The 21,288-nt window shown below is 71.2% G+C and carries 20 protein-coding genes, 1 tRNA gene and 2 pseudogenes; 11 read left to right on the plus strand and 12 right to left on the minus strand.

From position 1 onward, the window contains the following. Positions 1 to 184: 184 nt before the first annotated feature. On the minus strand, positions 185 to 1,405 hold the full coding sequence (locus LJ221_RS04445) for a cytochrome P450 (protein WP_241713894.1): 1,221 nt from the start codon (positions 1,403 to 1,405) through the stop codon (positions 185 to 187). A gap of 353 nt (positions 1,406 to 1,758) precedes the next feature. Beyond that, positions 1,759 to 2,090 (minus strand): annotated as a pseudogene (locus tag LJ221_RS04450) (RidA family protein); the annotation flags it as partial. A 201-nt stretch (positions 2,091 to 2,291) separates the two neighbouring features. On the opposite strand from LJ221_RS04450, the pseudogene LJ221_RS23605 reads away from it, so the two are divergent. Both LJ221_RS23605 and LJ221_RS23610 read left to right on the plus strand, forming a co-directional pair. Continuing rightward, a pseudogene (locus LJ221_RS23605) lies at positions 2,292 to 2,552 on the plus strand (transposase); the annotation flags it as partial. A gap of 50 nt (positions 2,553 to 2,602) precedes the next feature. Then, positions 2,603 to 2,893, plus strand: a complete 291-nt coding sequence (locus LJ221_RS23610; RefSeq protein WP_374228377.1) for a transposase — start codon at positions 2,603 to 2,605, stop codon at positions 2,891 to 2,893. A 428-nt stretch (positions 2,894 to 3,321) separates the two neighbouring features. Here the strand turns inward: LJ221_RS23610 and LJ221_RS04465 are convergent. Both LJ221_RS04465 and LJ221_RS04470 read right to left on the minus strand, forming a co-directional pair. Continuing rightward, positions 3,322 to 3,395, minus strand: a tRNA-Pro gene (locus LJ221_RS04465). Between the two features lie 84 nt (positions 3,396 to 3,479). Beyond that, the gene (locus tag LJ221_RS04470) at positions 3,480 to 4,421 is read right to left on the minus strand and encodes a metallophosphoesterase (protein WP_241713897.1); all 942 of its coding nucleotides are present in this window, start codon (positions 4,419 to 4,421) and stop codon (positions 3,480 to 3,482) included. Between the two features lie 179 nt (positions 4,422 to 4,600). Here LJ221_RS04470 and LJ221_RS04475 point away from each other — a divergent pair, with 179 nt between their 5' ends. Further along, positions 4,601 to 5,065, plus strand: a complete 465-nt coding sequence (locus LJ221_RS04475) for a GatB/YqeY domain-containing protein (RefSeq protein WP_241713899.1) — start codon at positions 4,601 to 4,603, stop codon at positions 5,063 to 5,065. 111 nt (positions 5,066 to 5,176) lie between these two features. Here LJ221_RS04475 and LJ221_RS04480 read toward each other — a convergent pair whose 3' ends face one another. Further along, positions 5,177 to 7,591, minus strand: coding sequence for a transglycosylase domain-containing protein (locus LJ221_RS04480; protein ID WP_241713901.1), 2,415 nt, complete (start codon positions 7,589 to 7,591; stop codon positions 5,177 to 5,179). Between the two features lie 396 nt (positions 7,592 to 7,987). Here LJ221_RS04480 and LJ221_RS04485 point away from each other — a divergent pair, with 396 nt between their 5' ends. After that, on the plus strand, positions 7,988 to 8,347 hold the full coding sequence (locus LJ221_RS04485; protein WP_241713903.1) for a WhiB family transcriptional regulator: 360 nt from the start codon (positions 7,988 to 7,990) through the stop codon (positions 8,345 to 8,347). A gap of 78 nt (positions 8,348 to 8,425) precedes the next feature. Here LJ221_RS04485 and LJ221_RS04490 read toward each other — a convergent pair whose 3' ends face one another. Together LJ221_RS04490 and LJ221_RS04495 are read right to left on the minus strand one after the other, a co-directional pair. Then, a complete protein-coding gene (locus LJ221_RS04490; protein ID WP_374228375.1) occupies positions 8,426 to 9,796 on the minus strand; it encodes an ArsA family ATPase in 1,371 nt (456 codons plus the stop codon). Then, positions 9,793 to 10,782: an ArsA-related P-loop ATPase gene (locus LJ221_RS04495; protein WP_241713905.1), complete on the minus strand. Its 990-nt coding sequence runs from the start codon at positions 10,780 to 10,782 to the stop codon at positions 9,793 to 9,795. Before LJ221_RS04495 ends, LJ221_RS04490 begins: the two co-directional genes overlap by 4 nt. Before the next feature lie 149 nt (positions 10,783 to 10,931). Here LJ221_RS04495 and LJ221_RS04500 point away from each other — a divergent pair, with 149 nt between their 5' ends. From LJ221_RS04500 to LJ221_RS04515, 4 genes are all read left to right on the plus strand, one after another. Then, positions 10,932 to 11,090: a DUF4177 domain-containing protein gene (locus tag LJ221_RS04500; RefSeq protein ID WP_010470378.1), complete on the plus strand. Its 159-nt coding sequence runs from the start codon at positions 10,932 to 10,934 to the stop codon at positions 11,088 to 11,090. Continuing rightward, on the plus strand, positions 11,087 to 11,563 hold the full coding sequence (locus tag LJ221_RS04505; RefSeq protein ID WP_241713907.1) for a RidA family protein: 477 nt from the start codon (positions 11,087 to 11,089) through the stop codon (positions 11,561 to 11,563). The genes LJ221_RS04500 and LJ221_RS04505 overlap by 4 nt, the downstream gene beginning before the upstream one ends. Before the next feature lie 89 nt (positions 11,564 to 11,652). After that, positions 11,653 to 12,597, plus strand: coding sequence for an NUDIX domain-containing protein (locus LJ221_RS04510; protein WP_241713909.1), 945 nt, complete (start codon positions 11,653 to 11,655; stop codon positions 12,595 to 12,597). Further along, complete coding sequence (locus LJ221_RS04515) at positions 12,594 to 13,424, plus strand: MBL fold metallo-hydrolase (protein WP_241713911.1); 831 nt, start codon at positions 12,594 to 12,596, stop codon at positions 13,422 to 13,424. The genes LJ221_RS04510 and LJ221_RS04515 overlap by 4 nt, the downstream gene beginning before the upstream one ends. A gap of 51 nt (positions 13,425 to 13,475) precedes the next feature. Here the strand turns inward: LJ221_RS04515 and LJ221_RS04520 are convergent, their stop codons facing one another. Next, a complete protein-coding gene (locus tag LJ221_RS04520; protein ID WP_093657459.1) occupies positions 13,476 to 14,150 on the minus strand; it encodes a Crp/Fnr family transcriptional regulator in 675 nt (224 codons plus the stop codon). A 366-nt stretch (positions 14,151 to 14,516) separates the two neighbouring features. Between LJ221_RS04520 and nth the strand changes: the two genes are divergently transcribed. From nth to LJ221_RS04535, 3 genes are read left to right on the plus strand one after another with little or no spacing between them, the layout of a single operon-like run. Next, a complete protein-coding gene (gene nth / locus LJ221_RS04525) occupies positions 14,517 to 15,260 on the plus strand; it encodes an endonuclease III (protein ID WP_241713968.1) in 744 nt (247 codons plus the stop codon). Between the two features lie 11 nt (positions 15,261 to 15,271). Then, positions 15,272 to 16,048 (plus strand): CoA pyrophosphatase, encoded by a 777-nt coding sequence (locus LJ221_RS04530; RefSeq protein ID WP_241713914.1) that lies wholly within the window; start codon positions 15,272 to 15,274, stop codon positions 16,046 to 16,048. Positions 16,049 to 16,061: 13 nt separating this feature from the next. Further along, positions 16,062 to 17,261: a MarP family serine protease gene (locus LJ221_RS04535; protein WP_241713915.1), complete on the plus strand. Its 1,200-nt coding sequence runs from the start codon at positions 16,062 to 16,064 to the stop codon at positions 17,259 to 17,261. Between the two features lie 54 nt (positions 17,262 to 17,315). On the opposite strand, the gene LJ221_RS04540 is transcribed toward LJ221_RS04535, so the two are convergent. The 4 genes from LJ221_RS04540 to acs form a co-directional block, all read right to left on the minus strand. Then, positions 17,316 to 17,510 carry a hypothetical protein gene (locus tag LJ221_RS04540; RefSeq protein WP_241713917.1) on the minus strand — a complete coding sequence of 65 codons (195 nt, stop codon included), beginning with the start codon at positions 17,508 to 17,510 and terminating at the stop codon, positions 17,316 to 17,318. 82 nt (positions 17,511 to 17,592) lie between these two features. Then, positions 17,593 to 18,483 (minus strand): alpha/beta fold hydrolase, encoded by an 891-nt coding sequence (locus tag LJ221_RS04545; protein ID WP_241713969.1) that lies wholly within the window; start codon positions 18,481 to 18,483, stop codon positions 17,593 to 17,595. 128 nt (positions 18,484 to 18,611) lie between these two features. Continuing rightward, positions 18,612 to 19,094, minus strand: a complete 483-nt coding sequence (locus tag LJ221_RS04550) for a phage holin family protein (RefSeq protein ID WP_241713919.1) — start codon at positions 19,092 to 19,094, stop codon at positions 18,612 to 18,614. 191 nt (positions 19,095 to 19,285) lie between these two features. Beyond that, positions 19,286 to 21,250, minus strand: coding sequence for an acetate--CoA ligase (gene acs, locus LJ221_RS04555; protein ID WP_241713921.1), 1,965 nt, complete (start codon positions 21,248 to 21,250; stop codon positions 19,286 to 19,288). Positions 21,251 to 21,288: the final 38 nt, after the last annotated feature.

Here is a 21,288-nt window from a genome sequence, read left to right on the forward strand (position 1 = left end):
CCCCCCCCCCCCCCCCCCCCCCCCCCCCCCCCCCCCCCCCCCCCCCCCCCCCCCCCCCCCCCCCCCCCCCCCCCCCCCCCCCCCCCCCCCCCCCCCCCCCCCCCCCCCCCCCCCCCCCCCCCCCCACGGCCGTATCCGCACCCGCACCCGCACCCGTATCTGTTCCCGGTCCCGTCCCGGCCGGTCAGGCGGTGGGGGTGAACACCACCGGCACCTCCCTGGGGCCGCGGGTGAACACGCCCTGCTCGACGATCTCGGCGCCGTCCGCCGTCCGCATGTCCGGCATGGCGTCCAGCAGCTGGTTGACGCCGGTCTCGACCTCGGCCTTGGCCAGCAGCGCCCCCACGCAGAAGTGCCGGCCCAGGGCGAAGGCCAGGTGGTCGGCGGCGGCCGAGAACGCGGTGGTGGACGTCAGGTCGTCGCGGAAGATGTCGAAGGAGTCGGGCTCCTTGTAGTGGTCCGGGTCGCGGTTGGCGGCGCCGATCAGGCAGGTGACGGTCGCCCCGGCCGGGATCGTGCCGCCGCCGACCTCCACGTCCCGCGCGGTCTGCCGCATGATCATGTGGACGGGCGGGGTGTAGCGCAGGGTCTCGGCGAACGCCCGGTCTATCAGGGAGCGGTCCTCCCGCACGGCGGCGAACTGCTCGGGGTGGGCCAGCAGATTGGCGAAGATGGCGGCGATCGCCTTGTCGGTGGTCTCCCCGCCGGCGGCCAGCAGCAGGCTGCAGAACGCCTTGATGTCCTCGTCGCTCATCCGCACGCCGTCCACCTCGGCGGCGCACAGCGTGGACAGCAGGTCGTCGCCCAGGTTCTCGCGGCGCTGCCGGATGATGGGGATCATGTACTCGGCGAACTCCACCCGGGTGCGCTCACCGTCCGCCGTCACCTCCGGGTCGCCGGAGAGGTTGCCCAGGAAGGCGATCACCGAGGTGTACCAGCGGTGGAACCTGGGGTGGTCGGCCTTGTCCAGGCCCAGCATGTCGGCGATGACGTTGACGGGGAAGCGGGTGGCGTAGGCGTCCACCAGGTCCACCCTGCCGGTGTGGCGGAAGGTGTCGATGAGTTCGCGCGAGTTGCGTTCGATGACCGGCAGGAACTTGTCCCGCAGGTCGCTGCCGCGGAAGGCGGGGGCCACCAGGGCCCGGCGCACCGCGTGCTCGCGTCCGCTGAGCTGGAGGATCGTCTTCCCGTGCACCGGCTCGATCTGCCACTCGTAGTTGTCGGTGCTGAACGACGCTCCGTCCTTGAACGCCCGCTCCACGTCCTCGTAGCGGGAGACGATATAGCTGCGGGTGGCTTCGTGCCAGATCAGCGGCGCGCTCTCACGCATCACGCGGTAAGCGCTGTAGGGGTCGGCGGCGAACTCGGGCGAGAGTATGTCGGGGAACTGCTGCGTGCTGGACAAGGCGAGCTCCATCGAAGAAGTGACGGGCAGACAGGCTCAGGGTATTGATCATCTGGCGAGCGGAACAGCCTTGCCAAAGCACATGCTCATCACATATGCAGCGTCAAAATCCTTGTGTAACCGCTGATTTCAAGCCACCCACCGCCGTATGCGGCCGTTGCTTACCCGAACATCCGCCACCTCTGCGAATGCCGCCCCCTCGCCTGCCGACGCGGCGTAGACGGCACCCGGTGATATCTGCTCGCGCCGGGGGAACCGGACCGCCTTGGTGGCGGACCGTGCCTGCACTGCGTTCGCGCCCTGCCCGAACCGGGACATCTCATCCCGGCTCCGGGCCGTGCGGGGAGGAGACCTCAAGCGGGCAGTCTCATGTCGATGACCAAGCTGATCTCGATGACCTGGCCGGGCAAGGTCAGTTCTGTGATACCCAAGACCGTGCTGGCCGGGCGGTGGTCGCCGAAGTACCTCGGGTTGCCCTCCGCCGCCGCCGCGGCGTTCTGCCGCAGGTTCACCACGTACAGGGTCTGTGCGAGACGGCCTGGTTCCGGGTGGCGCCGTAGTGGTCCAGGACCTTGTCCATGTTGGCGTAGGTCTGCCTGAGCTGGGCGGCGAAGTCGCCCGCGTGGAGGAACTCGCCGGCCTCGTCGAACGAGAGCTGTCCGGAGACGTGGATCAGATCGCCGGTGAAGGGCCTCGTGTTTTCCGGACAGGTAACTTGGCTTGGCGTTTAACGTCGCAGGCCACCTGACCTGCTGATCTGCGGTTCTTTCCGGGGCGGCGAAGGCGGCCGTTCTCCGCGCTTCGAGATGTCGAGTCACGAAGTACAAGAGAGCGGCCGCTGTGTGCGAGTCTGTCCGCCGATGTGCCCGCAGGCGAGGTGCTGGGCGTGTTATCCCGATTTCGGGTCGAGTTCCACGAATGCCTCTCCCCTCGTGCGGATGCGCTCTTCGAGCTGACCGACGCGCTGCTCTGTGCGGACGGGCCGGTGAAGAAGCTGGTCGAGCTGTCGCCGACGGTCGAGCACCGGCGTGGGCACGGGGCGCTGTACGCCGGGCTGGACCGGGGCTGGACGGAGCCTACGCGTCTACGCCCCGCACGCCGCGGCCTGCCGCTGCCCAGGGCGGCCGATGGCAGGGTCGTGCCGGCCGTGGACGTGGCCAACGGCTGCGCTCTGACGCGCCGACCAGCAACGATCGGCTGTCCTGCCACGTCTACGGACACGGAGACCGCAAAACGGACCGGTTCGTGCCGGGCTGGCAGCACTCTTTCGTCGCCGCGCAGGAGTCCGGCCGCGCCTCCTGGTGCGCCCTGCTGGATGCTATGTGCCTGGGGCCCGCCGACGACGCGACCGCCGTCACCGCCGCCCGACTGCGCGATGCCGTCCAGCGGTTGACGCAGGCCGGGCACTGGCAGCCAGGCGATCAGGAGAACCTGGTCGTGATGGACGCCGGCTACGACGTCGCCCACCTTTCCCACGCCCTGGGTTGATCTGCCGGTCGTACTGGCCGACCGGCTGCGCTCGGACCGGACCGTGCTCCGCGACCCCGGCCCTGCCCGGGGCCCGGACGGTCGCCCGGCTCGAAGAACAAGCAGCGCGACAAGCGCCACGACATCGACAAGACCGTCAAACGCTCCGAGTCGATCAAGAAACACCAAGCGCACCGACGTTGAACGCAAGCTGAGGACCAGCACTGACAGTTCGGGCTTCGTGGAACCGGAGCCAGCCTGGCCGGCTCTGCCACCGTGGCTTTCACCACCCGCTCTCGGAGCCTGTGTCCTGATCGCCGACTCTGTAAGGGCTGCCTAAGGAGCCAGATCCGGAAACTGGCTCCCGAACGGCTCCCAAGCAGCCCTGGAAATGAGTCAGAGGCCTGATCCGCTGTGCGAATCAGGCCTCTGACCTGGTGTTTCGGCTGTCGGGGTGGCGGGATTTGAACCCACGACCTCTTCGTCCCGAACGAAGCGCGCTGCCAAGCTGCGCCACACCCCGTGTGCAACGAGGACTACTTTAGCCCACGCCCGCGCTCAGGAGAAATCCGGTTTCGTGGGGTGCGGGTCGGCGCGGCGGAGTGGGTCAGGGGCGCTCGACCAGGGTGAGGAGGGTGGCTTCCGGGGGGCAGGCGAACCGGAAGGGGGTGTAGCGGTTGGCACCGCAGCCCGCCGAGACGTGGAGGTAGGAGCGGTGGCCGTCCACTTCGTGGTGGGACAGGCCGCGGGCCCGGTCGGTGTCCAGATCGCAGTTGGTGACCACGGCGCCGTAGAAGGGGATCCGGAGCTGGCCTCCGTGGGTGTGGCCGGCGAGGATCAGCGGGTAGCGGTCGGTGGCGAAGGCGTCCAGGGCGCGCAGATACGGGGCGTGGACCACGGCGAGGGGGAAGTCGGCGCCCTGCTCGGGGCCGCCGGCCACCTCTTCGTAGCGGTCGCGCTTGATGTGAGGGTCGTCCAGGCCGGTGAGGGCGATCTCCTCGCCGCCGTCGAGCTTGATCCGGCCACGAGTGTTGGACAGGCCGACCCAGCCCGCCGAGTCGAAGGCGTCGCGCATTCCCTCCCACGGATTGTGGACGGCGCCCACGACCGGGGGATTGCCGTTGAGGCCGTGGCGGCCGCTGGCCTTCTCCAGCAGGTAGCGGGCGGGGTTGCGCGGCCGGGGGCCGTAGTAGTCGTTGGACCCGAAGACGTACGCGCCGGGGAACTCCATCAACGGGCCCAGCGCGTCCAGGACCTCGGGGACGGCCTCCGGGTCGGAGAGGTTGTCGCCGGTGTTGACGACGAGGTCGGGGCGCAGCCCGGCCAGCGACTGGAGCCAGCGCTGCTTCTTGCGCTGGCCACCGACCATGTGGATGTCGGAGACCTGGAGCACGCGCAGCGGCCGCATCCCACGCGGCAGTACGGGCACCGTGACGCGCCTGAGGCGGAACGAACGGGTTTCGATGCCCACCGAATAGACGAGGCAGGCCGTGCCTACCGCCGTGATACCGAGGGGGACCTTGAGGGAGAGCGGGTATTGCGCACGCATGATCCCATCGTCGCAGACACGGGGGCGGCGCGCGGACGCACGGGCGGCGGGAACGGCGCGGGCGGAGGACGGCGGAAGGGTGCGGGGGCAGGGCGTGGGAGGGGGTACGGAGGGACGCGGAGGGGAGGCGCGGCACAATGCGGTGGGCGTCGGGCTCCGCGTCCTGGCAGACTTCCGGCATGACCACGCTCAAGACCCGGCTCCAGGACGACCTCACCGCGGCGATCAGGGCGCGCGACGAGCTGCGCTCCTCCACCCTCCGCCTCACGCTGACCGCGATTCAGAAGGAGGAGGTGGCGGGCGAGAGCGCCCGTGAACCGTCCGACGCCGAGGTCGAGAAGATCATCACTCGTGAGGCCAAGAAGCGGCGCGAGGCGGCGGACGCGTTCGCCAGGGGTGGGCGCGCCGAGCAGGCCGAGCGGGAGCGCGCGGAGGGCGAGGTGCTCGCCGAGTACCTGCCCAAGCAGCTCACCGACGAGGAACTGGACGCGCTGGTGGCCAAGGCCGTGACCGAGGCCAAGGCGGCCGGGGCCGAGGGGCCGAGGGCCATGGGCGCCGTCATGAAGATCGTGAACCCGGAGGTGGCGGGACGCGCGGAGGGCGGCCGGGTGGCCGCCGCTGTCAAGAAGCGCCTGGCGGGCTGACCGCGGGCCCGTGGACCCGCGGGCCGCAGGGAAGCGGGGCCAACGGCGGAGGGGCCCCGGAACGGGGCCCCTCCGTGTGTCTTCTCGCTGCCTTCGTGCGGACCGTGTCGGCTACCGCGGGCTCCAGCCGCCGTCCTGACCGGAGGTCTGCCAGCCCCCGTTGCCGCCGCCCACGTCCCAGCCCCCGGTGGTGGAGGTGGCGCCGACGCCGTCGTCTCCGTTGCCGCCTCCGGTGTCACCGCCGGTCACACCACCCACGGTGGTGCCGACCGTGGTGCCGTCGGTGGTGCCGCCCATGGTGCTGGCGCCTCCGCCGCCGCCGGGGCCCCCGTTGCCGCCCCCGCCGATGACGCCGGGCGGTAGGGAGACGTCGGGGAACGGGTTGCCGGGACGGCGGTCGCCGGACTTGTCGTCGTCCCCGCCGCGGCCCCGGTCCTCCTCCTTGTCGTCGGTGTCGGCCCGCGGCACCCGGACTTCGTTGAAGGACTCGACGGGCTCGCCCTTCAGGGCCCCGAGCATCGCGGTCTTCCAGATGGGACCGGGCAGGCAGCCACCGCAGACCTTGGCGTAGTAACGGCCGCCGATGGTGAGGTTGTACATCTTCATCGGCTTGCCGATGTCGTCGCCGACCCAGACGGCGGTGGAGAGATTCGGGGTGTAGCCGACGAACCAGGCGTCCTTGCGGAAGTCCGTCGTACCGGTCTTGCCCGCGTTGTCACGGTCGGTCAGGCCGGCTGCGGTGCCGGTGCCGTCCTCCACCACGCCCTCGAGCATCTCGTTGATGGAGTCCGCGATGTGCTCGGACATCGCCCGCTCGCACTTGGTCCTGGGGACCGGGATCTTCTTGCCGTCGGCGTCGGTGATCTTCTCGATCGCCACCGGCGAGCAGTAGGTGCCGCGGTTGGCGAACGTGGCGTACGCGGCGGCCATGGTCAGCGGGCTGCTGTTCTGGCCGCCCAGGAGTGTGGACGGCTTCTGCTCGATGGGCTTGCCGTCGCCGCGCTTGACCCCCATCTTCTCGGCCATCTCCACGATGTCGCACAGGCCGACCTTCTGGCCCAGATCGACGAAGTAGGTGTTGATCGACTTGCCGAGGGCGCCTGTCATGTCCCAGGTGCCCTTCTCGGACTCCAGCTCGTTCTGGACGGGCCACTCCTCGCTGCCGTATGGCTTGTTGCCGCAGACCGTGAAGTCCTCCAGTGCGAAAGAGGTCTTCCAGTCGCTCTTGTAGGTGCTCGCGGGGCTGACGCCCTCGGCCAGCGCGGCGGCGGCGATGATCGGCTTGAACGTCGAGCCGACCTGGAAGCCGTGGGTGCTGCCTCCCATGGCGTTGTCGACCGAGAGGTTGAGCAGGGTCTGGTTCTTGTTCTGGTCCAGACCGTACGGGCGGCTCTGGGCCATCGAGAGGATCTTCCCGGTGCCGGGCTCGACCTGGACCACGGCGGTGGCCACCGGGTCGTCCTCGTAGACCATGCTGGTGGCGGCGTCGGCGGCGGCCTTCTGCGCCTTGGGGGAGAGCGTGGTGCGGACGGTGAGGCCGCCGCGCTTCCAGAGGTCCTTGCGCTCCTCCTCGGTCTTGCCGAAGGCGGGGTCGCTCAGAATGACCTTGCGGACGTAGTCGCAGAAGAAGCCCGCCTTGTCGGTGGCGGTGATGCAGCCGCTCCTGGGCTTGCTGACCTTGAGGCCCAGCTTCTTCTTCTTGGCCGCCGCGACGTCCGCCTTGGCGGCGGCCCCCGTCTCGGCCATGCGGTTGAGCACGATGTCGCGGCGCTTGACGGCCCGGTCGGGGTAGTTGACGGGGTCGTAGTAGGTGGGGGACTGGACGAGCCCGGCCAGCAGCGCCGCCTCGTGGAGCTCGAGGTCGGCGGCGTTCTTGGAGAAGTAGCGCCGGGCCGCGGCCTCGATGCCGTACGCCTGCTGGCCGAAGAACGTGATGTTGAGGTAGTTCTCGAGGATCTGCTCCTTGTCGAGCTCCTCCTCGATCCTGATCGCGTACTTCAGTTCCTGGATCTTGCGGCCGAGGGTCTGCTGGGTGGCCTCGGCGACCTTCTCCTGGTCGTCGCCGGCCTGCTCCACGAAGACGTTCTTGACGTACTGCTGGGTGAGGGTGGAGCCGCCCTCGGCGACTCCACCCTGCTGCGCGTTCTTGTTCAGGGCACGCAGCACGCTCTTGAGGTCGATCGCGCCGTGCTCGTAGAAGCGGGAGTCCTCGATCGCGACGATCGCCTTCTGCATGGTGGGGCTGATCCTCTTCAGCGGCACCACCGTGCGGTCGCGGTAGTAGTCGGTCGCGATGACGTTGCCCTCGGAGTCGAGGATCTGGTTCTTCTGGCTCAGCGGGGGGCGCTTGAAGTCCATGGGGATCTCGTCGAAGCTCTCGACGGTGCCCTTGGCGGCCAGCCCGAGGCCGCCGGCCACGGGCAGCGCGATGCCCGCCAGCACCGCTCCCGAGAGCACGCTGACACCGAGGAACTTGGCGGCCTGTTGGGTCCCGGACAGTCCGCCACCCGAGCGCTTGTTTGCCATGAGGGCAGCCTACGTTCTCAATCGCCGGACAGGTGTGCGTGTGTTCGCCTACGCTGTATCACGTCTGGCACGGTCGTTCGGTTCCTTGTCAACTCAAGGTTCACTCCATCGAGGGTGGAGCTGTGACCGAATTGCAATCCTGTGTCAGGAAATATTCGACTCCACGCTCTTGAGGCGCGGCCCTATTGTCCCCTTTTGGGTGAGTGGTCAATGTCGTTCTCGGATCACTCCGTTGGGTGATCTGCCGCGCACCCATAGTCCGTTCGGGCCATTCAAGATTGGGCCCGTCGGGGGTGTTGCGCTCCTGTCGCCTTCCGTAACGTCCTGCACTGGCAGCGGTGAACATGCCGTCTGCCGCCGTGGGGGAGCCTCGATTCGGGAGAGGACGGCGCCGGCATGGGCTGGGTTACCGACTGGAGCGCGCAGGCGGCCTGCCGCACTGCGGATCCGGATGAACTGTTCGTACAAGGGGCGGCACAGAACCGCGCCAAGGCGGTCTGCACCGGATGCCCGGTGCGCACCGAGTGCCTGGCCGACGCCCTGGACAACCGTGTGGAGTTCGGCGTCTGGGGCGGGATGACCGAGAGGGAGCGGAGGGCACTGCTGCGCCGCCGCCCGACGGTCACCTCCTGGCGGCGGCTGCTCGAGACCGCGCGCTCCGAATACGAGCGCGGCGCGGGTCCGCTGCCCGTGGAGGTCGAGATGCGCGATCACGAAGCGCGGCGGTACAGCGGCGACTACGCCGCCGCGGGCTGAAACCAGGACCTGAGGGCCCCGGGGACTTCGAGGGCCCCGGACAGGAACCCGGGCATCGGCCATCGCCCGGCGGTACGGCTAGGCGGGCTCGACGCCGGGCTGCTCCGCCAGACGCCCGCCTATCGCCCGCAGTCCGTCCAGGTCGTGCACATCACCCGGCAGCGCGGCGACCTCGGCCACCGGCACCTCCGGGTGCAGCGCGGCGAAACGGTCGCGTGTGCGCCGCTCACGCGCCAGTACGTGCATCCGCTCCGCGTGCAGCCTCAGCATGCCCGCGGCCAGCCGTTCGGCCGTCGTGGGGGAGGAGGGAGAGCCGTCGTGGCCCACGTCGGCCCCGGAGCCGTCACCGGAGGAGGTGCCGGAGGCGGACCGGGGCGCGGGCCGTTCATCCCCGTCCTTCCCGGTGGGCTGATCGGCGATGCCGTCCTCCTCGAGGTTCTCCGCGGCCGCCAGCGCCCGCTCCGCACTGAGGTGGGCCGCCTCGCTGCCGTGCATGCGGTTCAGCACGAGCCCCGCCAGCGGCATCCGGTCCGCGGCCAGCCGCTCGACGAAGTACGCCGCCTCGCGCAGCGCGTCGCGTTCCGGTGCCGCCACCACCAGGAAGGCCGTGCCCGGTGCCTGGAGCAGCCGGTACGTGGCGTCGGCACGGGTGCGGAACCCGCCGAACATCGTGTCCATCGCCGCCACGAACGTCTGCATGTCGCGCAGCAGCCCCGTACCCAGCAGCTTGTTGAGCAGCCCGGTGAACACCGACAGCCCGGACACGCCCAGGTTCATGAACTTCAGGCCCGCCCGGCCGCCTGCCTTCGCCGGAGCCGTCAGCAGCCTGATGAACCGCCCGTCCAGGAAAGACCCCAGGCGCTTGGGCGCGTCCAGGAAGTCCAGCGCGGACCGGCTCGGCGGGGTGTCCACGACGATCAGGTCCCACTCGTCGTCCGTGCGGAGCTGGCCGAGCTTCTCCATGGCCATGTACTCCTGCGTCCCCGCGAAACCGGCCGACAGCGACTGGTAGAAGGGGTTCTCCAGGATTGCCCGGGCCCGCTCGGGGTCGGTGTGGGCCTCGACGATCTCGTCGAAGGTCCGCTTCATGTCGAGCATCATCGCGTGCAGCTCGCCGCCCGGCACGCCGTCGACGCCCTCCACCCGGCGCGGGGTGTTGTCCAGTTCGGTCAGGCCCATCGACTGGGCCAGTCGGCGGGCCGGGTCGATGGTGAGGACGACGACCTTCCGGCCGCGCTCGGCCGCGCGTACGCCCAGGGCCGCGGCCGTCGTCGTCTTGCCCACGCCGCCGGAGCCGCAGCAGACCACGATCCGGGTGCCGGGATCGTCGATCAGCGCGTCGACGTCCAGCACCGGGAGCGTGCCCAGCCCGTGTGCCTGTCCCTGCGTCCGGCCCCTCGCCCGGCCCTGTGCCCGTGCGGTCCCCGCCTCGGCAGTCCGTGCCGTCACCTCGCCACCCCCTGTTCACGCAGCTGTTCGCGCAGCTCGCCGGCGAGCAGGTAGACGCCGGGCAGGTCGGCGCCCTCGGCCAGCAGCTCCAGTTCGTACCCGGGCAGTTCCAGCCCGGCTATCTCCGACCGCAGTTCGCCCTCCAGCGCCAGCCGTTCGGCGTGCTCGTGGGCCTGGCGCAGCAGCGGGTCGATCAGCTGCTCGGCCCTGCCGCCGCGCCGCGCGCCGCCCAGACCCGCCCGGGACAGCGCCTTGGCGATCTCGGTGCGCGACTCCTCGGCGGCCCGCACCGACGCCCGGCCCAGCACAGCCGGCCGCGTCATGTTGACGAACACGCCGCCGACCGGTAGCCCGGTGGCACGCAGCTCGGCCACACCGTCCACGGTCTCCTGGACGGGCATCTCCTCCAGCAGGGTCACCAGGTGCACGGCGGTCTCGGACGACTTGAGCACCCGCATCACGGCCTGGGCCTGGTTGTGGATCGGGCCGACCCGGGCCAGCCCGGCCACCTGGTCGTTGACACCGAGGAAGCGGGTTATCCGCCCGGTGGGCGGCGCGTCCATGACCACCGCGTCGTAGACGAAGGCACCGCTTCCGGCGCGACGGCGCACCGCCTCGCAGACCTTGCCGGTGAGCAGGACGTCGCGCACGCCGGGTGCGATGGTGGTGGCGAAGTCGATCGCGCCGAGCCTCTTCAGGGCCCGCCCCGCGCCGCCGAGTTTGTAGAACATCTGCAGGTAGTCCAGCAGCGCCTTCTCCGCGTCGACGGCCAGCGCGTACACCTCGCCGCCGCCGGGCCCGACGGCGATCTTCCGTTCCTCGTACGGCAGCGCCTCGGTCTCGAAGAGCTGGGCGACGCCCTGCCGCCCCTCGACCTCCACCAGGAGTGTGCGTCTGCCCTCCTCGGCGAGGGCGAGCGCGAGTGCGGCGGCGACCGTCGTCTTTCCGGTCCCGCCCTTGCCGGTCACCACATGCAGCCTGCTCATCCTTCGGAGCCTAACCACCGGACGGGGGGAGTACGCGTGCGGATGGGCCATGGAGGTGCGCCCGGGCTCCCCGCGGGCGGACCAAAGCGGCGGGACACCGGGAGGAGGGCGCGCGGGCGGGGTGCGGGGGAGGGGCTAAGGTCGGCCCCATGACGAAGTGGGAATACGCGACCGTGCCGCTGCTCGTGCACGCGACCAAGCAGATCCTGGACACCTGGGGCGAGGACGGCTGGGAACTGGTCCAGGTGGTGCCCGGCCCGAACAACCCCGAGCAGCTCGTGGCGTACCTGAAGCGGGAGAAGCGGTGAGCGACGCGCGCGGCTCGGTGGAGTCCAGGCTCGCGGAGCTGGGGCTGACCCTGCCGGAGGTGGTGGCGCCGCTGGCGTCGTACGTCCCGGCGGTGCTCTCCGGCTCCTACGTGTACACCGCCGGACAGCTGCCGATGGTCGACGGCGCGCTGCCGGTGACCGGCAAGGTCGGCGCCGAGGTGACGCCGGAGGAGGCCAGGGACCTGGCCCGGATCTGCGCACTGAACGCCCTGGCGGCGGTGAAGTCGGTGGCCGGAGACCTGGACCGGGTCGCCCGGGTCGTCAAGGTGGTCGGCTTCGTCGCCTCCGCCCCGGACTTCACCGGTCAGCCCGGCGTGGTCAACGGCGCCAGTGAGCTGCTGGGCGAGGTGCTGGGCGACAGGGGCGTGCACGCGCGCAGCGCGGTGGGGGTCGCGGTGCTGCCGGTCGACGCGCCGGTCGAGGTCGAGATCCAGGTCGAGCTGGCGGACTGAGCCGCCGGCCGGCCCGGTGCGTCCGGCGCGGGCCGCGGTGTCCGGGGCCCGCACTCGAACATCGCGGCCCGTGGCCGTACGATCCGGCCATGTCGTCAACGCCGCCGCCGTCCGCGTCTCCCGCCCGGCCGCCCGAGCCCCCGCGAGACGGGCAGTGGTATCCGCCCGAGTGGCCCGAGCGCATCCGTGCCCTGGCGGAGGGCCGGGTCACGCCCGTGCCCCCGCGCCGGGCGGCGACCGTGATGCTGCTGCGGGACGCCGGGGGCGGGCCGGCCGTCCACATGCTGCGCCGGCGCGCCTCCATGGCCTTCGCCGCCGGCGCGTACGCCTATCCCGGCGGTGGCGTGGATCCCCGCGACGAGGGCGCGGTCGCCTGGGCCGGCCCGGCGCGCGCGCAGTGGGCGCGGCGGCTAGGGGTGGAGGAGGCGGTCGCGCAGGCCGTCGTGTGCGCCGCCGTGCGCGAGACCTTCGAGGAGACGGGCGTTCTGCTGGCCGGCCCGGACCCGGACACGGTCGTCGCCGACACCACCGGCGAGGACTGGGAGGCGGACCGGGCCGCCCTGGTGGCCCGTGAGCTCTCCTTCGCCGACTTCCTCACCCGCCGCGAACTGGTCCTGCGCAGCGATCTGCTGGGCGCCTGGGCGCGCTGGATCACCCCGGAGTTCGAGGCGCGGCGCTACGACACCTGGTTCTTCGTCGCCGCCCTGCCCGAGGGGCAGCGCACCCGCGACGTCTCGGGCGAGGCCGACCGCACGGTGTGGATCCGCCCCGCGGACGCGGCCGCCGCCTACGACCGGGGCGAGCTGACGATGATGCCCCCGACGATCGCCACCCTGCGGCAGCTCATGTCGTACGCCGGCGCCGCCGCGGCGCTGGATGCCTCCGGTGAGCGGGACCTGGCGCCCGTACTGGCCCGGGCGAGCCTGGAGGACGACGGGGCAGGCGGGCAGCGGGTGGTGCTGAGCTGGCCGGGGCACGAGGAGTTCACCAAGCACGTGCCCGCGGCCCGGCGGATGGCGGGGGGCGCACCGTGACCGACGCCTCCGCCCTGCCCGGGCAGCCGCGCGGCGGCGCCGTCGACGGCATGGGCACCGCCCGCGCGGTGTGCGTGCTCGCGCCGAACCCCTCGCCGATGACGCTGGACGGCACCAACACCTGGATCGTCGCCGAGCCGGACTCGGCGCTGGCGGTCGTCGTCGATCCCGGTCCGCTGGACGAGAGGCACCTGCGCCAGGTGATCGACACCGTCGAGCGGTCGGGCCGGCGGGTGGGGCTGACGCTGCTCACCCACGGCCACTGGGACCACGCCGAGGGCGCCGCCCGCTTCGCCGGGCTGACGGGGACGGCCGTACGCGCGCTCGACCCGGCGCTGCGGCTGGGGGACGAGGGGCTGGCGGCCGGGGACGTGGTGACCACGGGCGGCCTGGAGCTGCGGGTGGTGCCCACGCCGGGGCACACCTCCGACTCGCTCAGCTTCCACCTGCCCGCCGACAAAGCGGTGCTGACCGGCGACACCGTTCTGGGGCGCGGCACGACGATGGTGGCCCATCCCGACGGGCGGCTGGGCGAGTACCTCGACTCGCTGCGGCGGCTGCGCTCGCTGACCGTGGACGACGGCGTGCGCACGGTGCTGCCGGGGCACGGGCCGGTGCTGGACGACGCGCAGGGGGCCGTCGAGTACTACCTGGCGCACCGGGCGAGCCGCCTGGCGCAGGTGGAGACGGCCGTGGAAGCGGGCCACCGGACGCCCGGGGAGGTCGTGGCGCACGTCTACGCGGGCGTGGACCGCTCGCTGTGGCCCGCCGCCGAGCTGTCGGTGCGGGCGCAGCTGGAGTACCTGGAGGAGCACGGCCTGGTGTGACGGCCGTGCTCCGGGCGAGGGAGGCTCCCCGGCCCCGGGGGAGGGCGGAACTCAGCGCGAGCGCTTCGCCAGCCGCTCCACGTCCAGCAGGATGACCGCCCGGGCCTCCAGCCGGAGCCAGCCGCGGCTGGCGAAGTCGGCCAGCGCCTTGTTGACGGTCTCGCGGGACGCGCCGACGAGCTGGGCCAGCTCCTCCTGGGTGAGGTCGTGCACCACGTGGATGCCCTCCTCGGACTGCACACCGAAGCGGCGCGACAGGTCCAGCAGGGCCTTGGCGACGCGGCCGGGCACGTCGGAGAAGACCAGGTCGGACATCGAGTCGTTGGTGCGGCGCAGACGCCGGGCGACGGCGCGCAGCAGCGCGGTGGCGACCTCGGGGCGGGCGTTCAGCCAGGGCTGGAGGTCGCCGTGGCCCAGACCGAAGAGTTTGACCTCGGTCAGCGCCGTGGCGGTGGCCGTACGGGGGCCCGGGTCGAACAGGGACAGCTCGCCGATCAGCTCGCCGGGGCCGAGAACGGCCAGCATGTTCTCCCTGCCGTCCGGGGAGGTGCGGTGGAGCTTGACCTTGCCCTCGATCACGACGTAGAGCCGGTCGCCCGGGTCCCCCTCGTGGAACAGGGCCTCGCCCCGTGCGAGCGTCGTCTCCGTCATGGAGGCACGCAGCTCGGCGGCCTGCTCGTCGTCAAGCGCCGCGAAGAGCGGGGCGCGCCGCAGAACGTCGTCCACGAGTTCTCTCCTTGTCCACGTGCCCACGGGTCTGTCGCCCCCATGATGCCGGACGGTGAAACAGTGCGATCAGTCACAAGTTTGACGCACCCGGCGTCCGGCGTGTGCGCCAGGGGTCCGATCGGGCCCCGAATCGGCGGTGAACGGGGCGGATGTCGGTGCTCCCCCGTACGCTGGCCGGGTGTCCAACACGCCGGTGAGACCGGATGGAAAGGGGGCGTACGGGTGACGGTGTCCCGCGACCCATCCCAGAATTCCGCCGCGGGCGAACGGAAGTCCGCCGAACGGGTGGCGGAGGAGAAGCCGCCGCGAGCGGCCGGGGGAGGAGGCAAGAAGGCGGGGAGTAGGCCGGAGACACGGCTGGCCATGGTCCGCCGCGCCCGGCGCATCAACCGCGAGCTGGCCGAGGTGTACTACTACGCCCACCCCGAGCTGGACTTCGACAACCCCTTCCAGCTGCTGGTGGCCACGGTCCTCTCCGCTCAGACCACAGATCTGCGGGTCAACCAGACCACCCCCGCCCTCTTCGCCGCCTACCCCACGCCGGATGAGATGGCCGCGGCCGACCCGGAGCGGCTGGAGGAGTTGATCCGGCCCACCGGGTTCTTCCGCAACAAGGCCAAGTCGCTGCTGGGGCTCTCCGCGGCGCTGCGCGACCGTTTCGGCGGCGAGGTACCGGACAACCTGGAGGACATGGTCTCCCTGCCCGGCGTCGGACGTAAGACGGCGCATGTGGTGCTGGGGAACGCCTTCGGCAGACCGGGGCTGACGGTGGACACTCATTTCGGGCGGCTGGTGCGCCGCTGGCGGCTGACGGAGCGGACCGACCCGGAGAAGGTCGAGGCCGAGATCGCCGGGATCATCCCCAGGAGCGAGTGGACGATGTTCTCGCACCGGGTCGTCTTCCACGGCCGCCGCGTCTGCCACTCCCGCAAGCCCGCGTGTGGCGCCTGCCCGATCACGCACCTGTGCCCCTCGTACGGCGAGGGCGAGACGGACCCGGAGAAGGCGAGGAAGCTGCTGAAGTACGAGATGGGGGGCATGCCCGGCCAGCGGCTCAGGCCCCCCGCGGACTACCCCGGGCAGCCCGCGCCGCCGCTGGGCGCCTGAGCGGGGTTCGGATGAGGGAAGCACAGGAGAAGCACAGGGGCTCCTTCGCCGGTCCGGCGGCTGGCCCGGTGGCCGTCACCGACCAGGGGCTGCCGCACTGGCTGCGCCCGGTGGCCGATGTGGCGTCAACGGTGCGGGCGGGGCAGCTCAGCCGCTTCCTGCCGCCCAGCGACGGGGGTGGACGGCAGTCCGCGGTCCTGGTGCTCTTCGGCGATGGCGGCGCCCGCGGAAGCGGCACCACCACCGGTGGCGGGAACGGGGGGACGACGGGCGCGGGGGCCGGGCCGGAGCTGCTGCTGATGGAGCGGTCCTCCAGCCTCCGCTCGCATGCCGGGCAGCCGTCCTTCCCCGGCGGAGCCCTCGACCCGGAGGACGGCGACCCCGAGGGCGACGGGCCGCTGCGCGCCGCGCTGCGGGAGGCGGAGGAGGAAACCGGACTCGACCCGTCGGGGGTGCAGGTATTCGGGCGGCTGCCGCGCGTCTACATCCCGGTGAGCGGGTTCGTCGTCACGCCCGTACTGGGGTGGTGGAGGGAGCCGAGCCCGGTGGCTCCGGTGGATCCGGCCGAGACGGCCCGGGTCTTCACCGTCCCCGTGTCCGACCTCGCCGATCCGGCGAACCGCGCCACGGCCAGACACCCCAGCGGCTACCGCGGTCCGTGCTTCCTCGTCAGTGACGCGCTGGTGTGGGGCTTCACGGCCGGGATCATCGACCGGATCCTGCACTTCGCCGGATGGGAGCGGCCGTGGGACACCGATCGCAGCGTCCCCCTGGACTGGCGCGCGTGAGACGGTGGGCGACGTGAACGTGCTGGACGTACTGCTGCTGCTCTCCGCCGTGTGGTTCGCGGTCGTGGGCTACCGCCAGGGCTTCGTGGTCGGTGTGCTGTCGGTCGCCGGTTTCCTCGGGGGCGGGCTCGCCGCGGTCTATCTGCTGCCGCTCATCTGGAACGAGTTCACCGACGGTGCCTCATCGGGGACGGCGGGTGCGATCGCGGTGGTGGCGGTGGTGATCGTGTGCGCTTCGGTCGGGCAGGCGTTCACCACCCACCTGGGCAACCGGCTGCGGCGGCACATCACCTGGTCGCCCGCCCGGGCCCTGGACGCCTCCGGTGGAGCCCTGGTGAACGTCGCGGCCATGCTGCTGGTCGCCTGGCTGATCGGCTCGCTGCTGGCCTCCACGGCCGTGCCGGTCGTCGCCCGGGAGGTCCGCGGCTCCGCGGTGCTGCACGGTGTCTCCCGGGTGCTGCCGGACAGCGCCGACACCTGGTTCACCGACTTCACCTCGGTACTCGCGCGCAACGGCTTCCCGCAGGTCTTCTCGCCGTTCGCCAACGAGCCGATCACCTCGGTGGAGCCGCCGGACCCGGCCCTGGCCGGCAGCCCGGCCGTGGCCCGCGCCAAGCGGTCCATCGTCAAGGTACTGGGTACCGCACAGAGCTGCGGCAAGGTGCTGGAGGGCACCGGTTTCGTCTTCGACCGCGGCCGGGTGATGACGAACGCGCACGTGGTCGGCGGCGTCGACGAGCCGACCGTGCAGGTCGGCGGCGAGGGCCGACTCCACGACGCCACGGTCGTCCTCTACGACTGGGAGCGCGACATCGCCGTGCTCGACGTGCCGTCCCTCCAGGCCCCGGCGCTGCGATTCGTGGAGGACGACGCGGAGACCGGCGACGACGCGATCGTCGCGGGCTTCCCGGAGAACGGAGGGTTCGATGTCCGCTCCGCGCGGGTACGCGGCCGTATCCAGGCGACCGGCCCGGACATCTACCACCGGGGAACGGTGCGCCGCGACGTCTACTCCCTGCACGCCATGGTCCGGCAGGGCAACTCCGGCGGTCCGCTGCTGACGCCCGACGGCAGGGTCTACGGTGTCATCTTCGCCAAGTCCCTGGAGGACGAGAACACCGGTTACGCACTCACCAACGACGAGATCCGCCAGGACATCCTGCAGGGGCAGGCGTCCCGGGGGCCGGTGGACAGTCAGGGATGCGCGATGTGAGGACGGGGTTCCGCCGGTCCTTCCGGTCCTCGACCGCGCTCGCCGGTCCTCGCCTCAGCCGCGCGTATGGCGCAGCCGCGCGCCGACCCAGCGGGCGCGGCGGCGCAGGATGTGAGGGATGCCGAGCCGGGGATCGCGGAGATCACCGAGATCGCGGTGGTCCCGCGCGGAGCGTGGGGGCGAACCCGGCGCGCCGCTCTGTTCCCGGATGTTGCGTGACACGTCACGGTAGTCGTGCGTCCAACCCATACTCCGGACTCTGCCCGTGCCTCAAGGTCGGTAATCACCCAATGGTCCGTCAATTGACCTATGCGGGCGTCACGTACTCTTATCATCGGTCTGGTTCGGGGTCCTTGAGCCAGTCGACGAGCTCACTGGTGAACGCCTTCGGGTCCTCCTCGTGGGGGAAGTGGCCAAGCCCGTCGAACAACCGCCAGCGGTACGGGGCCTCCACGTACTCGCCCGACCCCGCCGTGCTGCGGGTGCGCATCACCGGGTCGAGCGAGCCGTGCAGATGGAGGGTGGGGACACGGACCGGCCGCTTCATACGGCGGTTGAACTGGAATCCGTCCAGGCGTGCCAGTGAGCGGACCATCCAGCGGTACGGCTCGATCGAGCAGTGCGCGGTGGAGGGGACGCACATCGCCCGCCGGTAGACCCCGACCGTGTCGTCCTCCGGCAGGCGGGGCCCGGACCACTCCCGCAGCAGACGGCCGACCAGCGCTCCGTCGTCCGCCACCAGGCGCCGCTCGGGAACCCAGGGGCTCTGAAAGCTCCAGACATGCGCTCCGGCCGCGGTCTGCCGCAGGTCGCCCAGCATGGCCGCGCGCCAACGGCGCGGATGCGGCATCGAGGTCACGGCCAGACGCCGGACCAGCTTCGGGCGCATCACCGCAGCCGTCCATGCCAGGTAGCCGCCCAGGTCATGGCCGACGAGAGCGGCATCCGGCTCGCCCAGGGAACGGATCACGCCGGTGACGTCGAGGGCGAGGTTGGCCGGGTCGTAGCCGCGGGGGGTGCGGTCGCTGCCGCCCACACCCCTCAGGTCCATCGCGACCGCGCGGTAGCCCGCCTCGGCGAGGGCGGGCATCTGGTGCCGCCAGGACCACCAGAACTGCGGGAAACCGTGCAGCAGCAGGACCAGCGGACCCTCGCCCATCTCGGCGATGTGGAAGCGCGCACCGTTGGCGGCGACATCCCGGTGCGTCCAGGGCCCGTCCATCCGGATGACGGAGGAAGGGGTGCCGGAGTGGTTCACGCCTGTCACACCTGCCGCTGCCGTGTCGTTCGTCTCCACCGTGTTCGCCGTGCCCGTGTTGCCCGCGCCGTCAGGGCTGTGCGTGCTGTGCGTCATGCGGAAGAGCGTGTCACGTGCTCGACGGCCATGGGTTCCGCCCCGACGGCCTTGGGCTCCGTCCGCGCGGCCGGAACGGTCCGGGGGTGGGGTTTGACACCCGACAGCACGGCCGCCGACTGCTTGGCCGAGGCGATCGAGCGCTTGGGCGGCTTGACCTTGGTCAGCTTGGCCTTGGCCAGCAGCAGGAGCACGAGCGCGACCAGCAGGTAAGCGCTCCCCACGATGGTGAACGACCAGGCGAGCCCAAGCCCCAGGTTGTGGATGCCGTAGGCCGCGGCGAAGCTGAAGACCGGCAGCGAGAAGAGCACCAGGATGCCGGCGGCGATGGCCGCACCGCTGCCGATCGCGCCGCGCTTGACATCTTGCCGGAGTTCGGCCTTGGCCAGCGCGATCTCCTCGTGGACCAGTGCGGACAGTTCGGTCGTCGCCGAGGCGACCAACTGACCGATGCTGCGGCCGTCGTCGGCTGGGCTCATTTCATGCTCCCTCTCGTCGTGGCGGTCGATGGCTCTGCACCAGGGTCTGCATCATGCCGGACCGCGGTGCCCGCCGCCGCACACGGTGTCGGCGAGCCGTCCGCGCGTGCGGGCGGAGACAACGGACAGGGGCACCCGGCCACCGCGCACGCGGTGGCCGGGCGCCCCTGCGGGGCGGACCCGGTGCCGGATCAGTCCTCGCTGGAGGCGGCGCCCGGCAGTTTGGACTGGATGAGGGTCATCACCGTGGAGTCGGTGAGTGTGGTGACGTCCCCCAGATCCCGGTTCTCGGCGACATCACGCAGAAGACGGCGCATGATCTTGCCCGAGCGGGTCTTGGGCAGCTCGTCGACCGGCAGGATGCGCCTGGGCTTGGCGATCGGGCCGAGGTGTTTGGCCACATGGCCGCGCAGCTCCTCCACCAGGCCCTCGTCCTCGGCGGCGTTGCCGCGCAGGATGACGAAGGCGCAGATGGCCTGGGTGGTCTGCGGGTCGGTGGCTCCGACGACCGCCGCCTCGGCGACCTTCGGGTGCGAGACGAGGGCGGACTCGACCTCGGTGGTGGAGATGTTGTGACCCGAGACCAGCATCACGTCGTCCACCCGGCCCAGCAGCCAGATGTCGCCTTCCTCGTCCTTCTTGGCGCCGTCACCGGCGAAGTAGCGGTCCTGGAAGCGCGACCAGTAGGTGTCCAGGTACCGCCGGTCGTCGCCCCAGATCGTCCGGAGCATCGACGGCCACGGCTCGGTCAGGACGAGGTAGCCGCCGGAGCCGTCGGGCACCTCCTTGGCTTCGTCGTCCACGACCGTGGCGGAGATGCCGGGCAGCGGCACCTGAGCCGAACCGGGCTTGGCCTCGGTGACCCCCGGCAGTGGACTGATCATGATGGCGCCGGTCTCGGTCTGCCACCAGGTGTCCACCACCGGGGTGCGGTCGCCGCCGATGTTGTGGCGGTACCAGACCCAGGCCTCGGGGTTGATCGGCTCACCGACCGAGCCCAGCACCCGCAGCGAGGACAGGTCGAACTTCGCCGGGATGTCGTCGCCCCACTTCATGCAGGTGCGGATGGCGGTCGGGGCGGTGTAGAGGATCGTGACCTTGTACTTCTCGACGATCTCCCACCAGCGGCCCTTGTGCGGGGTGTCGGGGGTGCCTTCGTAGATCACCTGGGTGGCGCCGTTGGCCAGCGGACCGTAGACGATGTACGAGTGACCGGTGACCCAGCCGACATCGGCGGTGCACCAGTAGACGTCCGTCTCCGGCTTGAGGTCGAAGACGGCGTGGTGGGTGTAGGCCGTCTGGGTGAGGTAGCCGCCGGAGGTGTGAAGGATGCCCTTGGGCTTCCCCGTGGTACCGGAGGTGTAGAGGATGAACAACGGGTGCTCGGCCTCGAAGGGCTGGGGAGTGTGCTCCTCGGCCTGGCGGTCCACCAGCTCGTGCCACCACAGGTCCCGGCCCTCGGTCCAGGCGGTCTCCTCGCCGGTGCGGCGGACGACCAGGACGTTGCGCACGTTCTCGGTACCCGGCCGGGCCAGGGCCTCGTCGACGGCGGGCTTCAGCGCACTGGGCCTGCCGCGCCGGTAACCGCCGTCGGCGGTGATGACGACGCGGGCGTCGGCGTCCTGGATGCGGGTGGCCAGGGCGTCGGAGGAGAATCCACCGAAGACCAGGGAGTGGGGGGCGCCGACGCGGGCGCAGGCCAGCATCGCCACGACGGTCTCGGGGATCATGGGCATGTAGATCGCGACCCGGTCGCCGGCCTCGACACCCAGCTCGATCAGGGCGTTGGCGGCCTTGGAGACCTCACGCTGAAGGCCGGCGTAGGTGATTGCCCGGGTGTCGCCCGGCTCGCCCTCGAAATGGATGGCGACCCGGTCGCCCAAACCCGCCTCGACGTGACGGTCGACGCAGTTGTGGGCCACGTTGAGCCGGCCGTCCTTGAACCACTTGGCGAAGGGCGGGTTGGACCAGTCCAGAGTCTCGGTCGGCTCGGTCTCCCAGCTCAGACGGCGGGCCTGCTCGGCCCAGAAGTCCAGCCGGTCCGCTTTCGCCCTTTCGTACGCCTCCGCGGTGATGTTGGCATTCGCTGCCATCTCGGCGGTCGGCGCGAACCTCCGTTCCTCCTTGAGTAGATTGGCCAGGCTTTCGTTGCTCACGACATCTCCCTTTCCCAGGGTGTCTGGTGTGTCCCGCG

Origin of the sequence: Streptomyces sp. CNQ085, assembly GCF_022614595.1 — a bacterium.
In the GTDB taxonomy this organism is placed as follows: domain Bacteria; phylum Actinomycetota; class Actinomycetes; order Streptomycetales; family Streptomycetaceae; genus Streptomyces.

Coding starts and splice junctions, on each gene's coding strand:
- LJ221_RS04475 (WP_241713899.1), top strand. CDS start 4,601: ATGACCACGCTCAAGACCCGGCTCCAGGACGACCTCACCGCGGCGATC.
- LJ221_RS04485 (WP_241713903.1), top strand. CDS start 7,988: ATGGGCTGGGTTACCGACTGGAGCGCGCAGGCGGCCTGCCGCACTGCG.
- LJ221_RS04545 (WP_241713969.1), bottom strand. CDS start 18,483: ATGGACGGGCCCTGGACGCACCGGGATGTCGCCGCCAACGGTGCGCGC.
- LJ221_RS04470 (WP_241713897.1), bottom strand. CDS start 4,421: ATGCGTGCGCAATACCCGCTCTCCCTCAAGGTCCCCCTCGGTATCACG.
- LJ221_RS04530 (WP_241713914.1), top strand. CDS start 15,272: ATGAGGGAAGCACAGGAGAAGCACAGGGGCTCCTTCGCCGGTCCGGCG.
- LJ221_RS04550 (WP_241713919.1), bottom strand. CDS start 19,094: ATGAGCCCAGCCGACGACGGCCGCAGCATCGGTCAGTTGGTCGCCTCG.
- LJ221_RS04500 (WP_010470378.1), top strand. CDS start 10,932: ATGACGAAGTGGGAATACGCGACCGTGCCGCTGCTCGTGCACGCGACC.
- LJ221_RS04510 (WP_241713909.1), top strand. CDS start 11,653: ATGTCGTCAACGCCGCCGCCGTCCGCGTCTCCCGCCCGGCCGCCCGAG.
- LJ221_RS04495 (WP_241713905.1), bottom strand. CDS start 10,782: ATGAGCAGGCTGCATGTGGTGACCGGCAAGGGCGGGACCGGAAAGACG.
- LJ221_RS04540 (WP_241713917.1), bottom strand. CDS start 17,510: ATGGGTTGGACGCACGACTACCGTGACGTGTCACGCAACATCCGGGAA.
- nth (WP_241713968.1), top strand. CDS start 14,517: ATGGTCCGCCGCGCCCGGCGCATCAACCGCGAGCTGGCCGAGGTGTAC.
- LJ221_RS04480 (WP_241713901.1), bottom strand. CDS start 7,591: ATGGCAAACAAGCGCTCGGGTGGCGGACTGTCCGGGACCCAACAGGCC.